Source organism: Paenibacillus sp. FSL R10-2778 (assembly GCF_038593035.1).
Lineage (GTDB): Bacteria > Bacillota > Bacilli > Paenibacillales > Paenibacillaceae > Paenibacillus_AQ > Paenibacillus_AQ odorifer.
The window spans coordinates 4,940,838-4,958,975 of record NZ_CP151956.1; the positions used below are offsets into that span (position 1 = coordinate 4,940,838).

The window sequence follows — 18,138 nt, forward strand, 5'->3', positions numbered from 1 at the left end:
CTGACCATTTGAGGTTGACGGGGTGTTCATAAAGCTCTAACGGCGCGCGGAGTTTCCATGAGTAGAACTCACATTAAAAGTACCCGTAGCCTGCTTAATCACTTCATCAGCAAGGGATGGAAAGTCCTCCACTGGAATGACTGCTGCAACAGCAGCTGCCGGCTGTACGGATGATTCTTCGCCTTCCGCCACTTCTGGCATCAGTCTCCAATGAGCAAGAAACTCAATATTGCCTTCCCCGCCTGTAATTGGCGAAAAAGTCAATCCATGGAGACCGAATCCTAACTCTGCAGCCATAGTCAGTACATTAATCAAAACCTCTTTATGGACAGCGGAATCACGAATCACACCTGATTTTCCAACCTTCTCACGTCCAGCCTCAAATTGAGGCTTGATGAGTGCAGCGATATCTGCTGGACGTTGCAGCAAGGCTTTGAGGGGTGGGAGAATTATTTTTAAGGATATAAAAGATACATCAATACTGGCAAAGTCCGGAACAGGACCCTGCAAATCTGCAGGTGTCATATACCGGAAGTTCGTACGCTCCATAACGCTCACTCGCTCATCATTCCGCAGTGACCAATCCAGCTGGTTATAGCCAACATCAATGGCGTATACATGGCTTACACCATTCTGAAGCGCACAATCTGTGAAGCCGCCAGTGGAAGCACCAATGTCCAGCATGTTCCGCCCGGTAAGATCAATATTAAATTGGCGAAGAGCCTTCTCCAGCTTTAGGCCCCCACGACTGACATACGGATGCACAGAACCTTTAACCTTAAGGGTAGACTCCCGCGAGACCTTCATGCCAGCTTTTTCAATACGTTCCTCATCCGCGAGCACCAACCCTGCCATAATAGCAGCTTTAGCTTTCTCCCGGCTTTCATAAAAACCTTGCTCCACAAGCAGTACATCAATCCGTTCTTTACGGTGTTCCATGGTCATCTCCTGATCGTTCAAGGGTTACTAATTTCCGGCTTCCACTTAGGAAGACGAAGTCGTTTTGTAATTATAAGCACTTAGAGCCATCATGGACTTGATACGTGCACATAACGCTTCTACGGTAAGGCCTGTTTGCTGACGTTGTTCTTTAATGGAGCCATGCTCCACGAAGATGTCGGGCACACCCATCAGATGTACACGGGCGTCATAAATTTCATGCTCCGCGTAGAACTCCAATACCGCACTGCCGAGACTTCCCGCTTGGCAAGCCTCTTCAATAACAACCATATTGGTTCCAGCATGAGCCAAATCCAGAAGCATGGAATTATCAAGCGGCTTCAGGAAACGCGCATTCACAACGCCCACCTGAATTCCTTCCCGCTTCAGCAAATCAGCGGCTTCTTCAGCCACTTGAACCATAGGACCACATGCCACTACAGCATATCCTTCTCCTGTACGCAGTCGTTCCCATGATCCTATAGGAAGGGTATGCAGTTCAGCGTCCATTGCCACACCTGTTCCATTAATACGCGGATAGCGGTAAGCAATTGGACCGTCATTATATTCAAGTGCCGTCTTCATCATATGACGCAGCTCATTTTCGTCTTTTGGCATCATCATAACCATATTAGGGATATGGCGCATAAAAGCAACATCGTACACACCCTGATGAGTCTCACCATCCGCACCCACAAATCCAGCACGGTCAATGGCGAACATAACATTGGCATTATGGCGGCAAATATCATGGACGATCTGATCATAGGCACGCTGCATGAAGGTAGAATACACGGCGTATACCGGCTTCATCCCTTCCATAGCCAAAGCTGCACACAAGGTTGCTGCATGCTGCTCTGCAATCCCCACGTCAATCATGCGATCCGGGAATTCCTTTGCAAAAGGAAACAAACCTGAACCGCCTGGCATCGCAGGAGTAACTGCAATCAGACGCGAATCTTCACGTCCCAGCTCAATCAGCGTACTGCCAAATACTTCGGTGTACATTGGAGGACCTACAGCTTTAAGTGCCTGACCTGACTCAATTTTGTAAGGCGAAATGGCATGCGATTTATAAAAATCAGTCTCAGCCGGTTTGTAGCCCTTGCCTTTGGTCGTCAGCACATGCACAAGCACAGGACCCGCCACGTTATCTGCTTGATGGAAGGTGTCAATCATTTTCTCCAGATCATGTCCATCCACTGGCCCAAGATACGTAAAGCCAAGCTCTTCAAACAATACTCCAGGAACCATCATATATTTAAGACTGTTTTTTAATTGTTCAGCGGTTTTCGCTAATCGTCCACCGATGGCCGGAATCTTCTTAAGCAGCCCTTCAACCTCGTCTTTGGCACGCAAATAATGACGGTCCGAACGAATTTTGCTTAAATAATTGTGCATCGCCCCTACATTCGGAGCAATCGACATTTCATTATCGTTCAAAATAACCATCAACTTACGCTTCTCATGGCCGATGTGGTTAAGCGCTTCAAAAGCCATCCCGCCGGTAAGCGCACCGTCACCAATCACGGCAATCACCTTGTTGTCTTCGCCTTTTAGATCACGAGCCATAGCCATCCCCATAGCTGCCGACAAAGAGGTGCTGCTATGTCCAGCCTCCCATACATCATGTTCGCTTTCAGAGCGCTTAACAAAGCCGCACAATCCCTGATATTTGCGCAGGGTATCAAAGCGATCTTGACGGCCGGTCAGTATTTTGTGGACATAGGCTTGGTGGCCAACGTCGTAGATCATTTTGTCACGAGGACTGTTGTAGCAATAATGTAAGGCCAGCGTGAGCTCCACCACCCCCAGATTAGAACCGAGGTGCCCGCCGGTTGCTGTAAGCTTCTCAATCAGAAATCGTCGAATTTCCTCTGCAAGAGTAGTTAATTCTTCGACTGACAGTGATTTCAGTTGTTGTGGATCATTTATTTGTGGAAGCAGCACGAATAGTTCCCCGCTTTCCTAGATGTTGTAAAATATATAAAAACCATTATAACACAAACGAAACGGCTGTCGAAATACAGCCGCTTCGAAAGTTCATACTTAGTGATCACGTGCCATTAAATAATCTGCAATTTCCAGCAGGCGCTGGTTGTCGTAAAAACCGCCATTCAGCACAGCATTTCGGGCTGCTTCTGTAAGCTGCTTCACCTCAGCACGAGATTCCTCCAACCCAATAAAATAAGGGTAGGTTACCTTCTGCTGCTTGATATCGCTGCCTGTTTTTTTACCAAGCTTGCCTTCATCACCAACCAAATCAAGAATATCATCCTGAATTTGAAAAGCGAGTCCGATGCTAGTGCCAAAATCACGCAGAGCCTCAAGCTGCTTCTCTGTTGCCCCTGCAATACGTCCGCCGGCTAACAGCGAAAAAATAATTAAATCTCCGGTTTTATGCAGATGAATATATTTCAGCTGCGCTAGATCTGTTAGTCCTTGCTCGCCTTCCATATCTGCAATCTGACCGCCGACCATGCCGCGTGGACCTGCCATTTCCGCCAGATCCTCTACTATGGATAAAACATTTTCAGCAGGAATGCCAAATTTACGTGAGGCTTGTACCACACTGTAAAAAGCATGGGTCAAAAGCGCATCACCCGCAAGAATAGCCGATGCTTCACCAAAGACTTTATGATTCGTCAGCTTGCCGCGCCGATAATCATCATTATCCATGGCAGGCAGATCATCATGAATCAACGAGTAGGTATGTACCATCTCAATCGCAGCAGCAACAGGCAAGGCTGCTTCACGGCTGCCTCCCAGTGATTCACAAGCAGCGATCACAAGCAGCGGCCGGAGGCGTTTGCCTCCTGCCATTAGCGAATACTTCATCGCTTGCTGTAAATTTTCTGGAACCGTCCAAGTTGCGGGAAGAATAGTCTCAAGCTTATGTGAGAGCAAATCACTTATCGACGCGATGTAATCCTCCAGCGGCTGCCGCATGCTTTCACTTGCGGAGCTTCCCTCCAGATCATTCTCAAAGCGATTCATCGGCGTCCCCTTCCAGACGTGCACCAAACGGCTTTTTGCGCAGTTCTCCGTCCTCTTGGGTAATCATTTCGATCTTACGCTCTACTTGTTCCAGCTTGCTGCCGCAAAGCTGCGATAGCTTCATGCCCTGCTGAAATAAATCGATGGCCTTCTCCAGAGGAACGTCGCCGTGTTCAAGCTCACGAACGATTTCTTCCAGTCGGTCCATAGCGCCTTCAAAATCAAGTTCCGCTTCCTTCGTCATCGTCTTTGCCATCCTCCTTCATCCCCCATACTTGGCAGTTCAGCTGTCCGTCATTCATCTTTATCACCACAAGATCGCCAAGCTGTACTTCAGTCAGCGATTTGATTAAATGTTCTTCCGCCTCGTCATACACTAAGCTGTAGCCTCGTGACATTACTTTAAGCGGGCTAAGCGCATCCAAATGGCGGATCTCCGCCACATAGCGAGATCGCTTCTCCTGCAAACGAGCCTGCATAGCGCCCATTAACTCACGGCGCAGACTGTCTGTGAGCTGACGTGCTGCGGCAACACTATCGCGCGGATGGAACCGCTGCAGACTGTGATGCAGCACCGCCTTGCGCTCGCGGGAACGGCTGAGCCGTGCATCCGCTGAGCGCTGGAGCCGCACACGCAGCATGTCCAGCCGCTGCGTGTGCTGAATCAGCGTGCGGCGCGGGCCTGCCAGCGCCAGCGAGCGCTGCAGCACCGAGTGGCGCTCGCGTCCATGCTGGGCGCGTTGTTGCAGCGCCTGGCGCAGCCGCTGCTGCAGTTGGCGAAGCTGCGCAGCTAGCTCGCCGGCGTGAGGCACGGCCAGCTCAGCGGCCGCTGTGGGCGTAGCCGCGCGGAGGTCGGCGGCGAAATCGGCAATCGTGAAATCGGTCTCGTGGCCGACGGCCGAGATGACCGGAATCCTTGATGCCGATATCGCTCGCGCGACTTCCTCCTCGTTGAATGCCCACAGCTCCTCCAGCGAACCGCCGCCGCGGCCGACGATAAGCACGTCGGCTTCACCCATGGCGTTCAGCGCACCAATCGCCTTCACTATCGAAGGCGCAGCGCCTTTGCCTTGCACCAGTACAGGATAGATTACAATAGCTACCTGCGGAAACCGCCGCTGAAGCGTAATCACAATATCTCGTACAGCTGCTCCTGTTGGGGAAGTAATCACACCAATACACTTCGGGAACCGCGGCAACGAACGCTTGCGAGCTTCTGCAAAAAGGCCTTCTTTTTCAAGCTTGCTCTTCAGCTGCTCATAGGCCAGATATAAACTGCCAATCCCATCAGGCTGCATATGTGTGGCGTAGAACTGATATTGCCCATCCCGTTCATAGACGGTCACATTACCTCTGGCAATTACCCGAGCGCCTTCCTTCGGAATAAAAGGCAGCCGCTGGTTATGAGAAGCGAACATAATCGCTTTAATGCGGCTGCTCTCGTCCTTAAGTGTAAAATACATATGCCCGCTGCCATGATGTGTAAAGTTGGATATCTCTCCGCGAATCCACACATCCGAAAGTAAATTATCCGAGTCTAGCTTCATGCGGATATAACGGTTGAGTTCTTTGATCGAATAAACCTGCCGCTCTGCCGCCATGAATCTTACCCCTATTCCAGGCCGTGACGGCGTTTAGCCGCAATCAGCGTGTTGCTCATCAGCATTGTAATAGTCATCGGACCAACCCCGCCTGGAACAGGCGTGATGTATCCGGCAACTTCTTTTGCACTTTCATAATCAACATCACCTGCGAGTTTACCGTTATCCAGACGGTTCATGCCCACATCGATGACAACAGCACCCGGCTTCACATAGGAAGCATCAATGAAATTAGCTCGTCCGATCGCTACAACCAAAATATCCGCTTGACGGCTAATCTCTTGCATATTAGCGGTACGGGAATGGCACATAGTTACGGTAGCATTTTCGCGTTGCAACAAGAGGGAAACTGGCTTTCCTACAATATTGCTACGACCAATTACAACGGCATGTTTACCTGCCATACCTGTTCCTGTACGTTTGATCAGTTCGATTACTCCTGCAGGAGTACATGGAAGAAGACTGTCGGCACCGATGACCAGGTTGCCTACATTGACAGGGTGAAAGCCGTCTACATCCTTTTCCACGGAGATTGCATCAATAACAGCCTTCTCCTCGATATGCTTAGGCAATGGGAGTTGAACCAGAATTCCGTCGATATCATCGCGTCCGTTTAGCTCTGCTACCAGTGCCAGAAGTTCTTCTTGAGAAGTGGATTCATCCAATTTATGCACTTCCGAATGGAATCCTAAGCTGATACAAGATTTCTCCTTATTGCGAACATAAACCTGAGATCCCGGGTCTTCACCTACTAGAATAACAGCCAAACCGGGCTTTACGCCGCGTTTCGCCAGTTCAGCAACCTCTTGGGCAATGCTAATACGAATTTCCTCGGATACTTGTTTACCACTGATGATTGCTGCTGTCATGTTAGTCTCTCCCCTTTTATATACTTTACTATGGTTTATAAATTAAGAATGGTCAGCTTTAATAGTATCTATCTCTTGGATCATCTTGCCGAGTACTCCGTTAACAAACTTCCCGGAATCATCCGTTCCAAAATGCTTGGCCAAATCGATCGCTTCATTCACCGCAACCTTCGCAGGCACATCATTGGCGAACACCATTTCATACGCTGCTAAACGTAGAATCTGACGATCCACACGTGACAGACGGCTCATTTGCCAGCCCTTCAGGTAATGTTCAAGTATATCGTCGATCGCTACCTTGTGCTCCCATACCCCATTCACATGCTCTACCACATAGTGTTTAAGCTGAATCTCGTCCGTGATTACACGTTCGGTTTCATTCTCTTCTGAAGCTTCCTCGAGCAGCATTTCTACGGCTTCCGCGCTTTCCACATCGTTCATTTCCATCTGATACAGGCTTTGGACAATAATCTCTCTAGCTATACGTCTTTTCATGTGTTCCTCCTAAAATCTTATATCGCATTAAAATATTCACTTGTACTGCAACAACGTCTACAACCCAAATATCGCTTCACACTTATTCATTCTTTCCCTAATCCTGTGAGGATTATTGCACAAAGCGAAGATACCTTCAGAGGAAGCTCGCAAATATACCTATCCCTTGTCGCAAAAAAACCGCAAAGCCTTTCTTCCGGGGGCAACGGACAACACAAACTTACGGTTTCCTGCTCCGGGAAAAAGACTATCGCGGTTCACTTAAAGGGACGCCAGCGTCCGGATAATCGCGAAACCAACTCCTGCCATTGAAACAGGGGCGCTTGCGCGGTATCCTTTCTTTTGCCGAGCGTATATCCGATGAACACTACCAGTGCAAAGAACAGCATATCCCAAAAACCGCAAATTAAATAAATCAAACCCAGACCAATGCCGAAAGTCACTCCGGCGATTCTACCCCCGTGACTTTCCCATACTTCTTTCCAAGACATAAGGGAAACTCACCTCTATTCCACTCGACTTTTGAAGCTTGGAGACTGCGTGAGGTTAGCAATATATACAGACACATCAGCAACCGGAATGCCGGTTGTCTCCTGCACAAAATCATGCACCTGACGTTGTACTTCTGTCGTAAGCAGCGGTAATGAATGCTCACCGTCCACTACTGCACGAATTGTAATTTCAAGGCCAGCCTGCGAGACACGAATACGTGACTTGAGATCTCTGATTCCCTTCACTTTACCGGCAGCCTTAAGACTCAGATTCTCAATAGTTTCCATTGAAATCTGGATATCCCCATACTCTGTACGCTGATCGACCGAAGGCAATGAAGCGCGATCACGGCGCAGAGAGATGTAGAAAAATCGGATGCTCAGAAGGAACAAGACAACTGCTACTATTATTGCTGTAATATAAGCTGCTGGTCCATTCTCAATCTCCAAAGTTCTAGGAATCGCACCGCTTAAGAGGAGGATGGCAATAACAGATAGTATTCCGATACTTAAGCTGTAGACAAACAGCAAAAGTCTGTCCAAAATTTTTGCCACGAGTCTCATAACCTCCTTAAATTAGAGTAAACCCTCGACTTTGCTGTCGGGGGTTTATGGAAGAACGATGACTGCTATTTCACACGAAGAATCGTTTCTGTTTCTTCGTTCTTGTCTACAGTGTTGTTGTTCTTGAATTGCACATCATGAATATGCACATTCACTTCCACAACAGTCAGACCAGTCATAGTCTCGATGGAGCGCTTAACATTACGTTGAATTTCAGCAGCCACTTCAGGAAGGCGATTGCCATATTCAATAATTACAGAAACATCCACCGCAGCTTCACGTTGTCCAACCTCTACTTTAACTCCTTTGGACAGATTCTTACGTCCAAGAAGTTCAACAATACCACCGGCGAATCCGCCGCTCATACCTGCTACACCTTTAACCTCAACGGTCGCCAGACCTGCAATAACCTCGATTACTTCAGGAGCAATCTGGATTTCACCGATTTCCGTCCGTTCGTATTCTGTCGGCAATGTACTCATTTTAGACTTCACACCTTTCAAGAAAGATTGTTCATGATTTCAAGCGTAAAGCACGTCTCTTATTAAACATACTATATCATTTGACGAACTTTATGACAAACAAACCGAAGTCGTCCTAAATTTCATACTCTTCAAGAAACTTAATGTCAAAGTTACCATCCAAAAATACAGGATGCTCCAACAGTTTCTGATGGAAAGGGATGGTGGTATGAATGCCTTCCACGGCGAATTCAGCCAAGGCGCGCTTCATCTTCGCAACCGCTTCCTGACGTGTAGGAGCCCAGACAATCAGTTTTGCAATCATAGAATCATAGAAAGGGGAAATCGTATATCCTGGGTACGCCGCACTATCTACACGAACGCCAAGGCCTCCTGGTGGCAAATAAAAGCCGATTTTTCCTGGTGAAGGCATGAAATTACGCTCAGGATCTTCAGCATTTATACGGCATTCAATGGACCAGCCATTAATCACGATATCTTCCTGAGTGAATGACAGCGGATTGCCTTCTGCTACAGAGATCATTTCCTTAATCAAATCCACACCTGTAACCATTTCTGTTACTGGATGTTCAACCTGAATACGGGTATTCATCTCCATGAAGTAGAACTGTCCATCCGGTCCAAGCAGGAATTCAAGTGTTCCGGCTCCCGAATAATTCACGGCAAGTGCTGCTCGAACTGCTGCATTACCCATTGCTTCCCGAATTTCCGGTGTGAGCACTGAACAAGGTGCCTCTTCAATCAGCTTTTGGCGACGACGCTGCACGGAGCAGTCCCGTTCACCTAAATGCACTACATTGCCATGTTTATCTGCAATAATCTGAATCTCTACATGCTTCATGCCTGTTAGGAATTTCTCCAGATATACACCAGCGTTACCAAACGCCTTTTGTGCTTCCTGTTGTGCAGCAGTAATCTGCTTCACCAAAGATTCCTCGTCCTCAGCAATCCGTATTCCCTTACCTCCGCCACCTGCAGTAGCCTTAACGATGATCGGGTAACCAATATCGCGGCCCAGCATGACAGCTTCCTCTACATCGCCTACAAGACCATCTGAGCCCGGGATAATCGGAACTCCAGCCAGTTTCATGGTTTCCTTCGCCACAGCCTTGTCACCCATACGGTTTATGGCATCTGGAGAAGGTCCTATGAAGATAATATTGCAAGATTCACAAATCTCTGCAAAATCCGCATTTTCAGCTAAAAATCCATAGCCAGGATGGATGGCATCACATTCCGTTAAGGTGGCTACACTCATAATATTTGTAAAGTTCAGATAGCTGTCCTTGGCCGGCATCGGACCGATGCAGTAAGCTTCATCAGCCAACCGGACATGCAGTGAATCCCGGTCGGGTTCTGAATAGACCGCGACGGTGGAAATGCCCAGTTCACGGCAGGCCCTAATAATGCGGACCGCGATTTCGCCGCGGTTGGCAATCAACACTTTTTGAATGTTCATGCGTTTCCTCCCAAAGTTTTGCGAAGCTTCCGCTCCTTAAGTAGTCTGCGGTATTTATTCCGGTTTAACCAAGAATAGTGGTTGACCGTATTCTACAAGCTGACCGTTCTCAGCAAGTACAGACACGATTTCACCTTTAATCTCCGCTTCCAGCTCATTCATCAGTTTCATCGCCTCAATAATGCAAACCGTTGATTTTTCACTTACACGGTCTCCAACATTAACAAACGAAGGCGTTTCCGGAGAAGCGGCACTATAAAAGGTCCCCACCATTGGAGACACAATTTTATGTAGTTTGCCTTCTGCAGCTGCTTGTGGCTGCTGCGCTGGAGGAACTTCACCTACTACCGGATAGGATACTTGCGGTACGCTCTGCGGCTGCGGGGCAGGCGTAAAGGGATAGGCAGCATAAGGAGTCGCCTGTACTGCTGTTCCATCAGCTTCAGGGCGATCCGGTTTGCGAATTGCAAGCTTCATTCCTTCGCTTTCGATCTCCAACTCATGTACAGAGGAGGTCTGGTCCAGCAATTTAATCAATTCCTTAATTTCGCTCAACTTGAACATATATCAGTTCACTCCTTCAGCTTTCTCTCGAAGCCACTTCTTAAGCGGACAAGATAACTTTATGTATTATATCACAATCGGTAAAAATGGAAAGAGCCCGGGGCAACCCGAGCTCTTTCGTCATTTTTCTTTTAATTGTACAGCTTATTATTGCTCAGAAACGTATTGTACACTAATTTTATCTTGAGATACACTCAGTTCCTTCATTACGAGATCCACGATGCTGACCGCTTGCTTTACATCCAGTTTGTCGCTGAGAACGACTACTTTATAGCTGTCTCCAGCTTCTTCCTTTACAATCGCTTCGCCATATTTTTGTTGAAGCTGTTCTTCGATACCGGTAATTTTGGATTCTTTTTCTTCAAGATTAAGAAGTTGTTCTTGAGCGACTGCGTTATCAGCAGGTGTTTTGTCCATGTCATTAATCAAAGCAAGCAAGTCTTGTTGGTTCTTAAGATTCTTTTGCTCACGTTCATAAAGGTAGTTAGTGAACATGCTGCTCGCCGATACACTTTGAGAAGCTACTTCATCGAGAATTTCTTTGTCATTTTTAGCTGGAGTCTTGGTTGTTGTATTTGCGGCTGTATCTTTAGCAGATGTATCTGTTTTCGCGGCATCTTTAGCAGCAGTGTCGGTTGTTGCCTTCTCTGAGTCACTGCTATTTGCGGCAGCTTTACTGCTATCGTCCTTAGCAGCTGTAGTTGTACTTTCGTCCGTTTTAGCAGTAGTAGTGATATCATCCGTTTTAGCGGTAGCAGCACTGTCATCCGTTTTGGCGGCAGTAGCGCTGTCGTCCGTAGTAGCGGCGCCAGTAGTGCTATCTACAACGCCTTCATCGGCAACAACATCGCCTTGACTAACAACTTCGTTCACAACAACACCTTTGTCACCAACCGTTGGCAACGCTGCACCTGCTGTGTCTTTCAGGGAATCAACCTGCATTGTGCCAGCCGTGTCTTTTGGAATCGAAGCACCTGAGTCTTCAGTGAATAAATAGTATGCAGAGAGGACCACCATCAAGCTAAGCATAGAAACCAACCATATCGTTTGTCTTTTGCCGTTCATTCCTAATTCCTCCTAAAATTTAATCTAGTGGCTGCTTCGGAAGCACTCACTTATTGACTTTCTCCTGCTACTCTTGTTTGCGTGGTACTACTGAAATGCGCTGGATTGGGACGTTCAAGCCTTTTTCTATAGCCTGCTCGACAAGTCCACGAACAACCTTGTTCTCTGCCCCTTTGGCAACTACCAGTACGCCGCGTACCTGAGGTTTGATTCGCTTCGTCACGATGGGTGTCTCGTCCCCTGATTGCGAGTAGGTTACGATTTCGCCATCCCTCGTATATTGTGTCGTATGACGTTTCCCCCCACTGGCATCTGTCTCTTCACTAAGCTGTTGGGAGTCATTCATATTACGCACCACGACAATTTCTTCTGTAGACTCCACTGTAACCATGATATCGACTGTACCGACGCCAACGATTTTCTCCAAAATTTCCTTCATCCGGTTCTCCATCGCTAGTTCGATGCTGTCGAACGAATTGGTCGTTGTGGTTGGATCACTCTGCACCAGCGCCGTTTGAGAGGACTGATTCACCGGCGGCTCACGCCCTGTATTCTCGTTATCAATCCTCTTCACATTGACGAAGGAATTGAATAGCATGATCGCTGCGCCCAGCAGACCCAGAATGATCAGCCAGCGAAAGGTATGGCTTCTCTTCGGACTTCCGGCCCCACCCCCAGCCCACTGCTCAAGCTTTTTCAGCCAATTGCTCACTCCCATCCCTCCTAAAAATTATAGTTTCTTAGAAACATCAAGCTCATGATTTGACGTTACTAGCCACGCTGCCATCCACCTGAATGACTTTGGGATCCAAATCCCACTTCAATTCCAGCAGCTTTACAATGGACTCCATTTCACTCGAGGACGCGCTGTCTTCAGCTACAGTTCCGTTCACTGCTTTATTAGGTTCAGCTGATGATGTTGCTTCACTCTCTACGTTATCTGCCGGATTAGCGCCAATTTTAACTTCTACAGGTGCTACAGGAGAGATTGTAATGGGTGCTGTAGTCGCTGTGCTGGAAGCTCCGGAAGTACCCGGGGAGTTAGCCGTTGTCTGAGGCATAGAGACCCTTACATTGGAAATGACAGGAACGTCTTCGTTACCAGTGCCGCCAGACTTCCCCATGCCCAGCGTTACGGTGACATTAACCCCGCGTTTGCCGGTCTCACTGATAATCTGCTCTTTCATCTGACCCGCCACCTCTTCGGCAGCGAGCTGCAGACTCTGTTCCTGACGGCCTTGTGCAAGCTTTTGCCCATCTGCCAAAATCTGTTCCAAGGATGGGTCTCCCTTCCCTCCGCCAGTGAACAAACTGCCCTCTTTCTCTTGCTGTCCCATAGCGACACTCAGTTCGGAGATTGCATCACCTTTCAGGAGAGAGACGATAGGGCTGAGCATCGTGAGCAGGATTAGGAGACTTAGCACCAATCTTGCATAACGCTCCATGGATTTGCTTGGGAGCAGCAATTCAACAAATGACGCCAACAGCACAACCAGGATGATCTCCCGCAGCCAACCGCCCAACCAGCTCATGGTTTCCCTCCTAAAAGTTTGGTTGCTTCACCTCATCATTACAGTCAAATTGCCCGCAGTCAGCATGATCGTAACCGCCATAAAAAACATTAAGGAAACAGCAGCCAAAGCAGCGAACACGTATACCATGCTTTTTCCAATCGTCTGGAGACAGACCACAATCGGCGTCTCTCCCAGCGGCTGCATCACAGCGGCGGCTATATTGTAGATAAGGGCAAGCACCAGGATTTTGATTGCCGGAAAAGCACACAGGAACAATATGATAATGACACCCGATAACCCGATCGCATTTTTCACCAGCAGTGAAGCTGAGATTACTGTGTCTGTGGCATCCGCGAACATTTTGCCGATGACCGGAACAAAATTCCCTGTAATATATTTAGCGGCCCGAATGGTGACCCCATCCGTTACTGAGCTTGTTATCCCTCGAACGGAAATTACACCTAGGAACACAGTTAGCAGTACACCTAACAGTCCAGCACCGATGTTTCGCAGCAGATTAGCCAGCTGGGTTAGTTTATATTTCTCCGACAATGCGCTGACCAGATGCAGCACAGCCGAGAAGAACAGAAGCGGAAAAACAAGGGTGTGGATCATGGTGCCAACCGTATGAATCATAAAAACAATTAACGGATGGGTGACGGAGACCGTAACGATATTCCCCATCGAAGCCAGCAGCGCGAACAGCAGTGGAATCATCGCCATCATGAAATCGATCATCCGATCGATAGCATCCTTTGCATAACCAATAGCGATATTGAAGCTGTTCACAGCAATTACCAGCACCACCATATAACAGAGCGTATAAGCGACCTTACTGACCGTTTTTCGCTCAAAAGCGGTTTGCAGCGTCTCCAGAATCATGCTGAGCACACTGATCATCACAATCGTCACGAGCAGCTTTCCGTTGTACAGTACCTCATGCCACATAAAGCCTAGAAGCCCAGATAACACACCCTTTAAGCTGAGCCCCTTATCTCCTGGAAGCAGCATGTCCATTAGCGTTGGTGTGGCCCCGTCCGGGAAAAAACCACCATAATCCTTCATCAGCTGATCCCAGTACGACTCGACTTTATCTTTGGGTAAATTATTCACCTGGCTTTTGACCCACTGGTCTACCGGGGAGGAACTGCCGGATTCTGGTGTTGAGGAAGCTTGCACACTCTGAGCTGTACCTGCAAACCATAGAATGAAAAAGAATGGAAGCAGCAGCAGTATTATTTTTAGTTTTGGAGGACGGAAAACACTGTGCTCTTGCATAATTTCTCCTCCCGATCCGTTGCTCAGCTCTCTTCACGATTGCTTTAAGCAGGCAGTAGTTTCATGACGGTTTCGATAATGATGCTAATAATGGGTACAGCTAGTACCATAATTAGCACTTTTCCGGCGAGTTCTATTTTGGAAGCAATCGATTCCTGACCGGCATCTCGTACAATCTGTGCACCGAACTCCGCGATATAGGAAATGCCGATGATTTTGAAAACAGTCTTCAAATAAATCATTTCCATCCCCGATGACTCAGCCACCCGCTCCAGTGTAGAGAGGATCATTCCGATCTTGCCGATCAGAAACATAAAAATTAGAATTCCTGTTGTAGTAGCAAGAAGGAAGGCGAACATCGGTTTTTGTTCCTTCAGTACGAGAATCAATATGGTCGATATCAGCCCAATCCCAACAACTTGAATAATCTCCATAGCACGCCTATTGAAAAAGAAAGATCGTTTTTATTTCCTGCAGCAACCCGTCCAGCATCCGAATCACCATGAACAGCACGACTACGAACCCGATCACGGTGACCCAATGTGCGAAATCCTCTTTTCCCATCTGTTTGAGCACCGTGTGGATCATGGCGATAATTATGCCAATGCCGGCAATTTGAAAAATCGCATTGACTTCAATATTCATTCCTGGCACCTCGCTAAAAGATCAAAATGACGATCAGTACTCCAAGCAGCAGACCCAGGCTTTTACTTAACTTTTCATATTTGCCTTGATCCTCTCTGGCCACCGACTCCTCCTGCTTCAATTGCTGCAATGCTAACGCGATATGAGTGCTCTGATTCGACCTATCGCTTGTGCCGAGAGTACAGCTGAGCTGGCGAAGAATCTCTCTTTCTGTCCCCTTCATAGCGGTAGACTTCCAATATGCTTCCATCGCCCGCTGGATGGCATCCTGGGCGCTTCTGTCATAGGGAGGACTCATCTCCTCCGCTGTTTTGACAAACAACGATTTCAGCGGGTCCTTCGACTGATTCCCAATCCGCCGCATGGCTTCCGGCAGTGGGGTGAAGCCGTACATGATCTCTGTTTCCAACCGCTGTAGTGCTGCTATTAAACCTCTGATATGTCTGGGCCTGTCTGCATATTGACGAGCAAACTGGAGACCTGCAAGCGTACCAGCCACCACAATGAGCACAGCACCGAACAGCTTAAGCATGCAAATCACCGCCTAGTCGATCCCCGGAAGAGATAAGCAGCATTCCTCTTTTCTGGCCATCCAGAATACGAAACGTGAGGCCTGCTTCTGAACGATGGAGTATGACATATCTCTCGAACATCTTTTGTTCCAGCAGTCCTCCAAGACCCGGCCTACGAGCCAACTCTGTTACATCTTTTCCGTGAGCGGAAGCAATGACAGATATTCCGGCATGCAGTGCCTCGGTAACTGCTTCGGCATCTTCAGGACGCCCAATCTCATCCGCGATTAATACCTCTGGCGATAGCGACCGGATCATCATCATCATGCCTTCTGCCTTGGGACACCCATCAAGAACGTCTGTCCGAGGACCCACGTCAAAGGCGGGAACACCACGCCGGCTGCCAGCAATTTCAGACCGTTCGTCAACAATTCCCACCTTCAGCCCCGGTCTAATCCCTTCGCGCTTGCCCAATTCCCCTAAGGAGATTTGTCTTGCAAGATCGCGGAGTAGGGTAGTCTTGCCATGTTGTGGAGGGGAGAGAATCAAGGTGTGCATCATTCGCTGCCGCCCCTTGTCCAGTAAATAAGGCAGCACTCCATCTGCGATTCCAGGTACCTCACGAGCAATACGGACATTAAAGCCAGTGATATCACGAAGATGCTCTACACCTCCGCCACTCAGTACTGTCCGGCCAGCAAGTCCTATCCGATGACCGCCGGGAATCGTAATAAATCCTTTTCTCAGCTCTTCTTCCATCGTATATAGCGAATGGTTGCTGATCAGGTCTAGCAGTCGATGAGTGTCTTCCCGATCCGGCTTGTAAGCTTCTTCAGGCCTCTGCGTCAAACTGCCATTCACTCTTAGAAAGTGATATTTACCAGAGTAGTTAATTTCCAGCGGACGACCTTCACGGACACGAATCTCCTCCACCATTCCTAGCAGCGGAAGGGGAAGGCACTTTAACAGCGCTCTTACTTTTTCAGGAAACAATTGCAGCCAATCATCTGCCATACAAAGTACCCCCAAGCTGTCCTCTACTTAATTGCTTTATTCCATATTTATGCTTGTACGCGCCCAATATGCCTATCATCTATCATTTTTTCAAAATCCCGATTAAGAGAAAGGCTACACCGCAGCCCACCCAGCCTAATTTGCTCCATGACAGCTGCTGTGCCATCCCAGTCAGGCCAATAGCTGTCGTCAATATCAATATGGTCGGGCCTACCAAAGCCAGTCCAGAATTGACAGCCAGCGCCTTATCGACCTGATTTAATCTGAGCATTATCAGCGCAGCTATAATCTCTGCACTGCCCGAGAACAACCGCAGAGTTGCCATCCAGCTTACATACTTGTCCAATCTACTCCACTCCTTTTACTAATTCATTCATACCAAAAGAGATCTGAGGCTTGTTTAGCTTTCTATTACTCATGGATATGCGTGGCTTTTTCACTTTAGACAATGAGAAATGACAGATTTGCAGATCAGACTGTGAAAGAATTCATAGTGAGTGGGTTCATAAATAAATATAATCAGTACGATAAAATAATTTTTACGAACGCCTTCATCTGTGGTATCCTTTTTAATTGGAAATATAGTGAGTTTATATTTTCAAAAAAAGGCAAACTAAAAAGACATAAGAAAAAGAGGGGATTTGTGTCATGCACGTACGAAATTACGGGCTACCGCTCAGCATGCGGTCCGTAGTCAGACCAGTAAGAGAAGCGGCAATCATTATTTTTTCAGCTTTTTTAGTCGCCGCAGGGATGAGATTATTTCTAATTCCTCATCAACTGCTAAGCGGCGGGGTAGCAGGGGTGGCTTCAGTCATCGGGTATGTAACTAATCCGAAGTACATCTCAATCATTTATTTTGCGATAAACCTTCCTGTTCTGATCTGGGGATTTATTGCAGTGGGGAAAAAGTACATCTTACTAAGCATGCTTTCCGTTTTAGCTACCACCTGGTTCATGACAATTATTCCTGCGGTAAAAGTGACCAAAGACCCGATTTTGGCTAGTATTTTTGGCGGCGTAATTATTGCTGGCGGGGTTGGATTTTCTCTCCGTGCCGGGGGTTCATCTGGAGGATTTGATATATTAGGCTCGATTATTACACGTAAGCGGGATATTCCTATTGGGAATGTACTCTTCGTAATGGATGGGATCGTTATTCTGAGTTTAGGCTTCTTTAAAAGCTGGGACTCAGCCTTATACGCTATGCTCTGTATTTTTGTGAAAAGCAGAGTGGTTGATATGATTCATATTCGTCATGTTAAGCTAACCTGCTTCATTGTTACCAAGGAACGGGATAAAATGCTGAATCGTCTTAGAGAGCTGCCTCATGGCATCACAGTAGTCAACGCAGAGGGCGGTTACAGTCACGAGGGCAATACAATGCTGATGACCGTAACGACCCGCTATGAGCTGTCAGAGCTGCGTAAGACTATCCTTGAGACGGATCCAAGCTCTTTCGTCAATGTACTTGAGACTGTTGAAATTCTAGGCCGGTTTAGACGTTTAGGATAAATACCCATATAGATGTAAAAAGGAACGCTGCATTCAAACCTGCAGCGTTCCTTTTCATTTATTGCTGATGCCCAAAAAGGAGACCCCGTAGCTAAATAGCTGTAGGATCTCCCTTTTTATTGATTGAACGGCTC

The 18,138-nt window shown here is 47.6% G+C and carries 22 protein-coding genes; 1 reads left to right on the top strand and 21 read right to left on the bottom strand.

Features of this window, described 5'->3' with window-relative positions; all coding sequences use genetic code 11:
- Positions 1-36: 36 nt before the first annotated feature.
- The 21 genes from NST40_RS22325 to NST40_RS22425 all read right to left on the bottom strand — a co-directional run bounded on the left by NST40_RS22325 (position 37) and on the right by NST40_RS22425 (position 16,814).
- Entirely contained in the window at positions 37-939 is a 903-nt protein-coding gene (locus tag NST40_RS22325) for a TlyA family RNA methyltransferase (RefSeq protein WP_076277672.1), read from the bottom strand.
- A 45-nt stretch (positions 940-984) separates the two neighbouring features.
- Entirely contained in the window at positions 985-2,889 is a 1,905-nt protein-coding gene (gene dxs / locus NST40_RS22330; RefSeq protein WP_036682816.1) for a 1-deoxy-D-xylulose-5-phosphate synthase, read from the bottom strand.
- Positions 2,890-2,988: 99 nt separating this feature from the next.
- Complete coding sequence (locus NST40_RS22335; protein WP_076277673.1) at positions 2,989-3,936, bottom strand: polyprenyl synthetase family protein; 948 nt, start codon at positions 3,934-3,936, stop codon at positions 2,989-2,991.
- Positions 3,923-4,180: an exodeoxyribonuclease VII small subunit gene (xseB, locus tag NST40_RS22340; protein ID WP_036682818.1), complete on the bottom strand. Its 258-nt coding sequence runs from the start codon at positions 4,178-4,180 to the stop codon at positions 3,923-3,925. The genes NST40_RS22335 and xseB overlap by 14 nt, the downstream gene beginning before the upstream one ends.
- On the bottom strand, positions 4,158-5,537 hold the full coding sequence (xseA, locus tag NST40_RS22345; protein WP_076277674.1) for an exodeoxyribonuclease VII large subunit: 1,380 nt from the start codon (positions 5,535-5,537) through the stop codon (positions 4,158-4,160). Before xseA ends, xseB begins: the two co-directional genes overlap by 23 nt.
- An 11-nt stretch (positions 5,538-5,548) precedes the next feature.
- Positions 5,549-6,406 (bottom strand): bifunctional methylenetetrahydrofolate dehydrogenase/methenyltetrahydrofolate cyclohydrolase FolD, encoded by an 858-nt coding sequence (folD, locus tag NST40_RS22350; RefSeq protein ID WP_036682821.1) that lies wholly within the window; start codon positions 6,404-6,406, stop codon positions 5,549-5,551.
- A 42-nt stretch (positions 6,407-6,448) separates the two neighbouring features.
- A complete protein-coding gene (nusB, locus tag NST40_RS22355) occupies positions 6,449-6,901 on the bottom strand; it encodes a transcription antitermination factor NusB (RefSeq protein ID WP_036682824.1) in 453 nt (150 codons plus the stop codon).
- A 257-nt stretch (positions 6,902-7,158) separates the two neighbouring features.
- Entirely contained in the window at positions 7,159-7,392 is a 234-nt protein-coding gene (locus tag NST40_RS22360) for a DUF2273 domain-containing protein (protein ID WP_036682825.1), read from the bottom strand.
- A gap of 15 nt (positions 7,393-7,407) precedes the next feature.
- Positions 7,408-7,947, bottom strand: coding sequence for an alkaline shock response membrane anchor protein AmaP (amaP, locus tag NST40_RS22365; RefSeq protein WP_036682827.1), 540 nt, complete (start codon positions 7,945-7,947; stop codon positions 7,408-7,410).
- A gap of 74 nt (positions 7,948-8,021) precedes the next feature.
- Positions 8,022-8,438 carry an Asp23/Gls24 family envelope stress response protein gene (locus tag NST40_RS22370; protein ID WP_076129649.1) on the bottom strand — a complete coding sequence of 139 codons (417 nt, stop codon included), beginning with the start codon at positions 8,436-8,438 and terminating at the stop codon, positions 8,022-8,024.
- A gap of 115 nt (positions 8,439-8,553) precedes the next feature.
- Positions 8,554-9,897 carry an acetyl-CoA carboxylase biotin carboxylase subunit gene (gene accC, locus NST40_RS22375; RefSeq protein ID WP_076129648.1) on the bottom strand — a complete coding sequence of 448 codons (1,344 nt, stop codon included), beginning with the start codon at positions 9,895-9,897 and terminating at the stop codon, positions 8,554-8,556.
- 54 nt (positions 9,898-9,951) lie between these two features.
- Complete coding sequence (gene accB / locus NST40_RS22380; protein WP_076098642.1) at positions 9,952-10,461, bottom strand: acetyl-CoA carboxylase biotin carboxyl carrier protein; 510 nt, start codon at positions 10,459-10,461, stop codon at positions 9,952-9,954.
- A 147-nt stretch (positions 10,462-10,608) separates the two neighbouring features.
- The gene (locus tag NST40_RS22385; protein ID WP_076277675.1) at positions 10,609-11,526 is read right to left on the bottom strand and encodes a SpoIIIAH-like family protein; all 918 of its coding nucleotides are present in this window, start codon (positions 11,524-11,526) and stop codon (positions 10,609-10,611) included.
- Positions 11,527-11,593: 67 nt separating this feature from the next.
- A complete protein-coding gene (gene spoIIIAG, locus NST40_RS22390; RefSeq protein ID WP_175617305.1) occupies positions 11,594-12,238 on the bottom strand; it encodes a stage III sporulation protein AG in 645 nt (214 codons plus the stop codon).
- Between the two features lie 43 nt (positions 12,239-12,281).
- Positions 12,282-13,058 (bottom strand): stage III sporulation protein AF, encoded by a 777-nt coding sequence (spoIIIAF, locus tag NST40_RS22395; RefSeq protein WP_076277676.1) that lies wholly within the window; start codon positions 13,056-13,058, stop codon positions 12,282-12,284.
- Between the two features lie 27 nt (positions 13,059-13,085).
- Complete coding sequence (gene spoIIIAE, locus NST40_RS22400) at positions 13,086-14,318, bottom strand: stage III sporulation protein AE (protein ID WP_076218779.1); 1,233 nt, start codon at positions 14,316-14,318, stop codon at positions 13,086-13,088.
- Positions 14,319-14,362: 44 nt separating this feature from the next.
- Positions 14,363-14,752 (bottom strand): stage III sporulation protein AD, encoded by a 390-nt coding sequence (gene spoIIIAD, locus NST40_RS22405; RefSeq protein WP_036682847.1) that lies wholly within the window; start codon positions 14,750-14,752, stop codon positions 14,363-14,365.
- Positions 14,753-14,759: 7 nt separating this feature from the next.
- Positions 14,760-14,963 (bottom strand): stage III sporulation protein AC, encoded by a 204-nt coding sequence (gene spoIIIAC, locus NST40_RS22410; RefSeq protein ID WP_036682849.1) that lies wholly within the window; start codon positions 14,961-14,963, stop codon positions 14,760-14,762.
- A gap of 13 nt (positions 14,964-14,976) precedes the next feature.
- The gene (gene spoIIIAB, locus NST40_RS22415; RefSeq protein WP_076104383.1) at positions 14,977-15,495 is read right to left on the bottom strand and encodes a stage III sporulation protein SpoIIIAB; all 519 of its coding nucleotides are present in this window, start codon (positions 15,493-15,495) and stop codon (positions 14,977-14,979) included.
- The gene (spoIIIAA, locus tag NST40_RS22420) at positions 15,488-16,489 is read right to left on the bottom strand and encodes a stage III sporulation protein AA (RefSeq protein ID WP_342410004.1); all 1,002 of its coding nucleotides are present in this window, start codon (positions 16,487-16,489) and stop codon (positions 15,488-15,490) included. The genes spoIIIAB and spoIIIAA overlap by 8 nt, the downstream gene beginning before the upstream one ends.
- Before the next feature lie 82 nt (positions 16,490-16,571).
- Entirely contained in the window at positions 16,572-16,814 is a 243-nt protein-coding gene (locus NST40_RS22425; RefSeq protein WP_036683194.1) for a YqhV family protein, read from the bottom strand.
- A 323-nt stretch (positions 16,815-17,137) separates the two neighbouring features.
- Here NST40_RS22425 and NST40_RS22430 point away from each other — a divergent pair, with 323 nt between their 5' ends.
- Complete coding sequence (locus NST40_RS22430; RefSeq protein ID WP_081382367.1) at positions 17,138-18,004, top strand: YitT family protein; 867 nt, start codon at positions 17,138-17,140, stop codon at positions 18,002-18,004.
- Positions 18,005-18,138 lie beyond the last annotated feature (134 nt).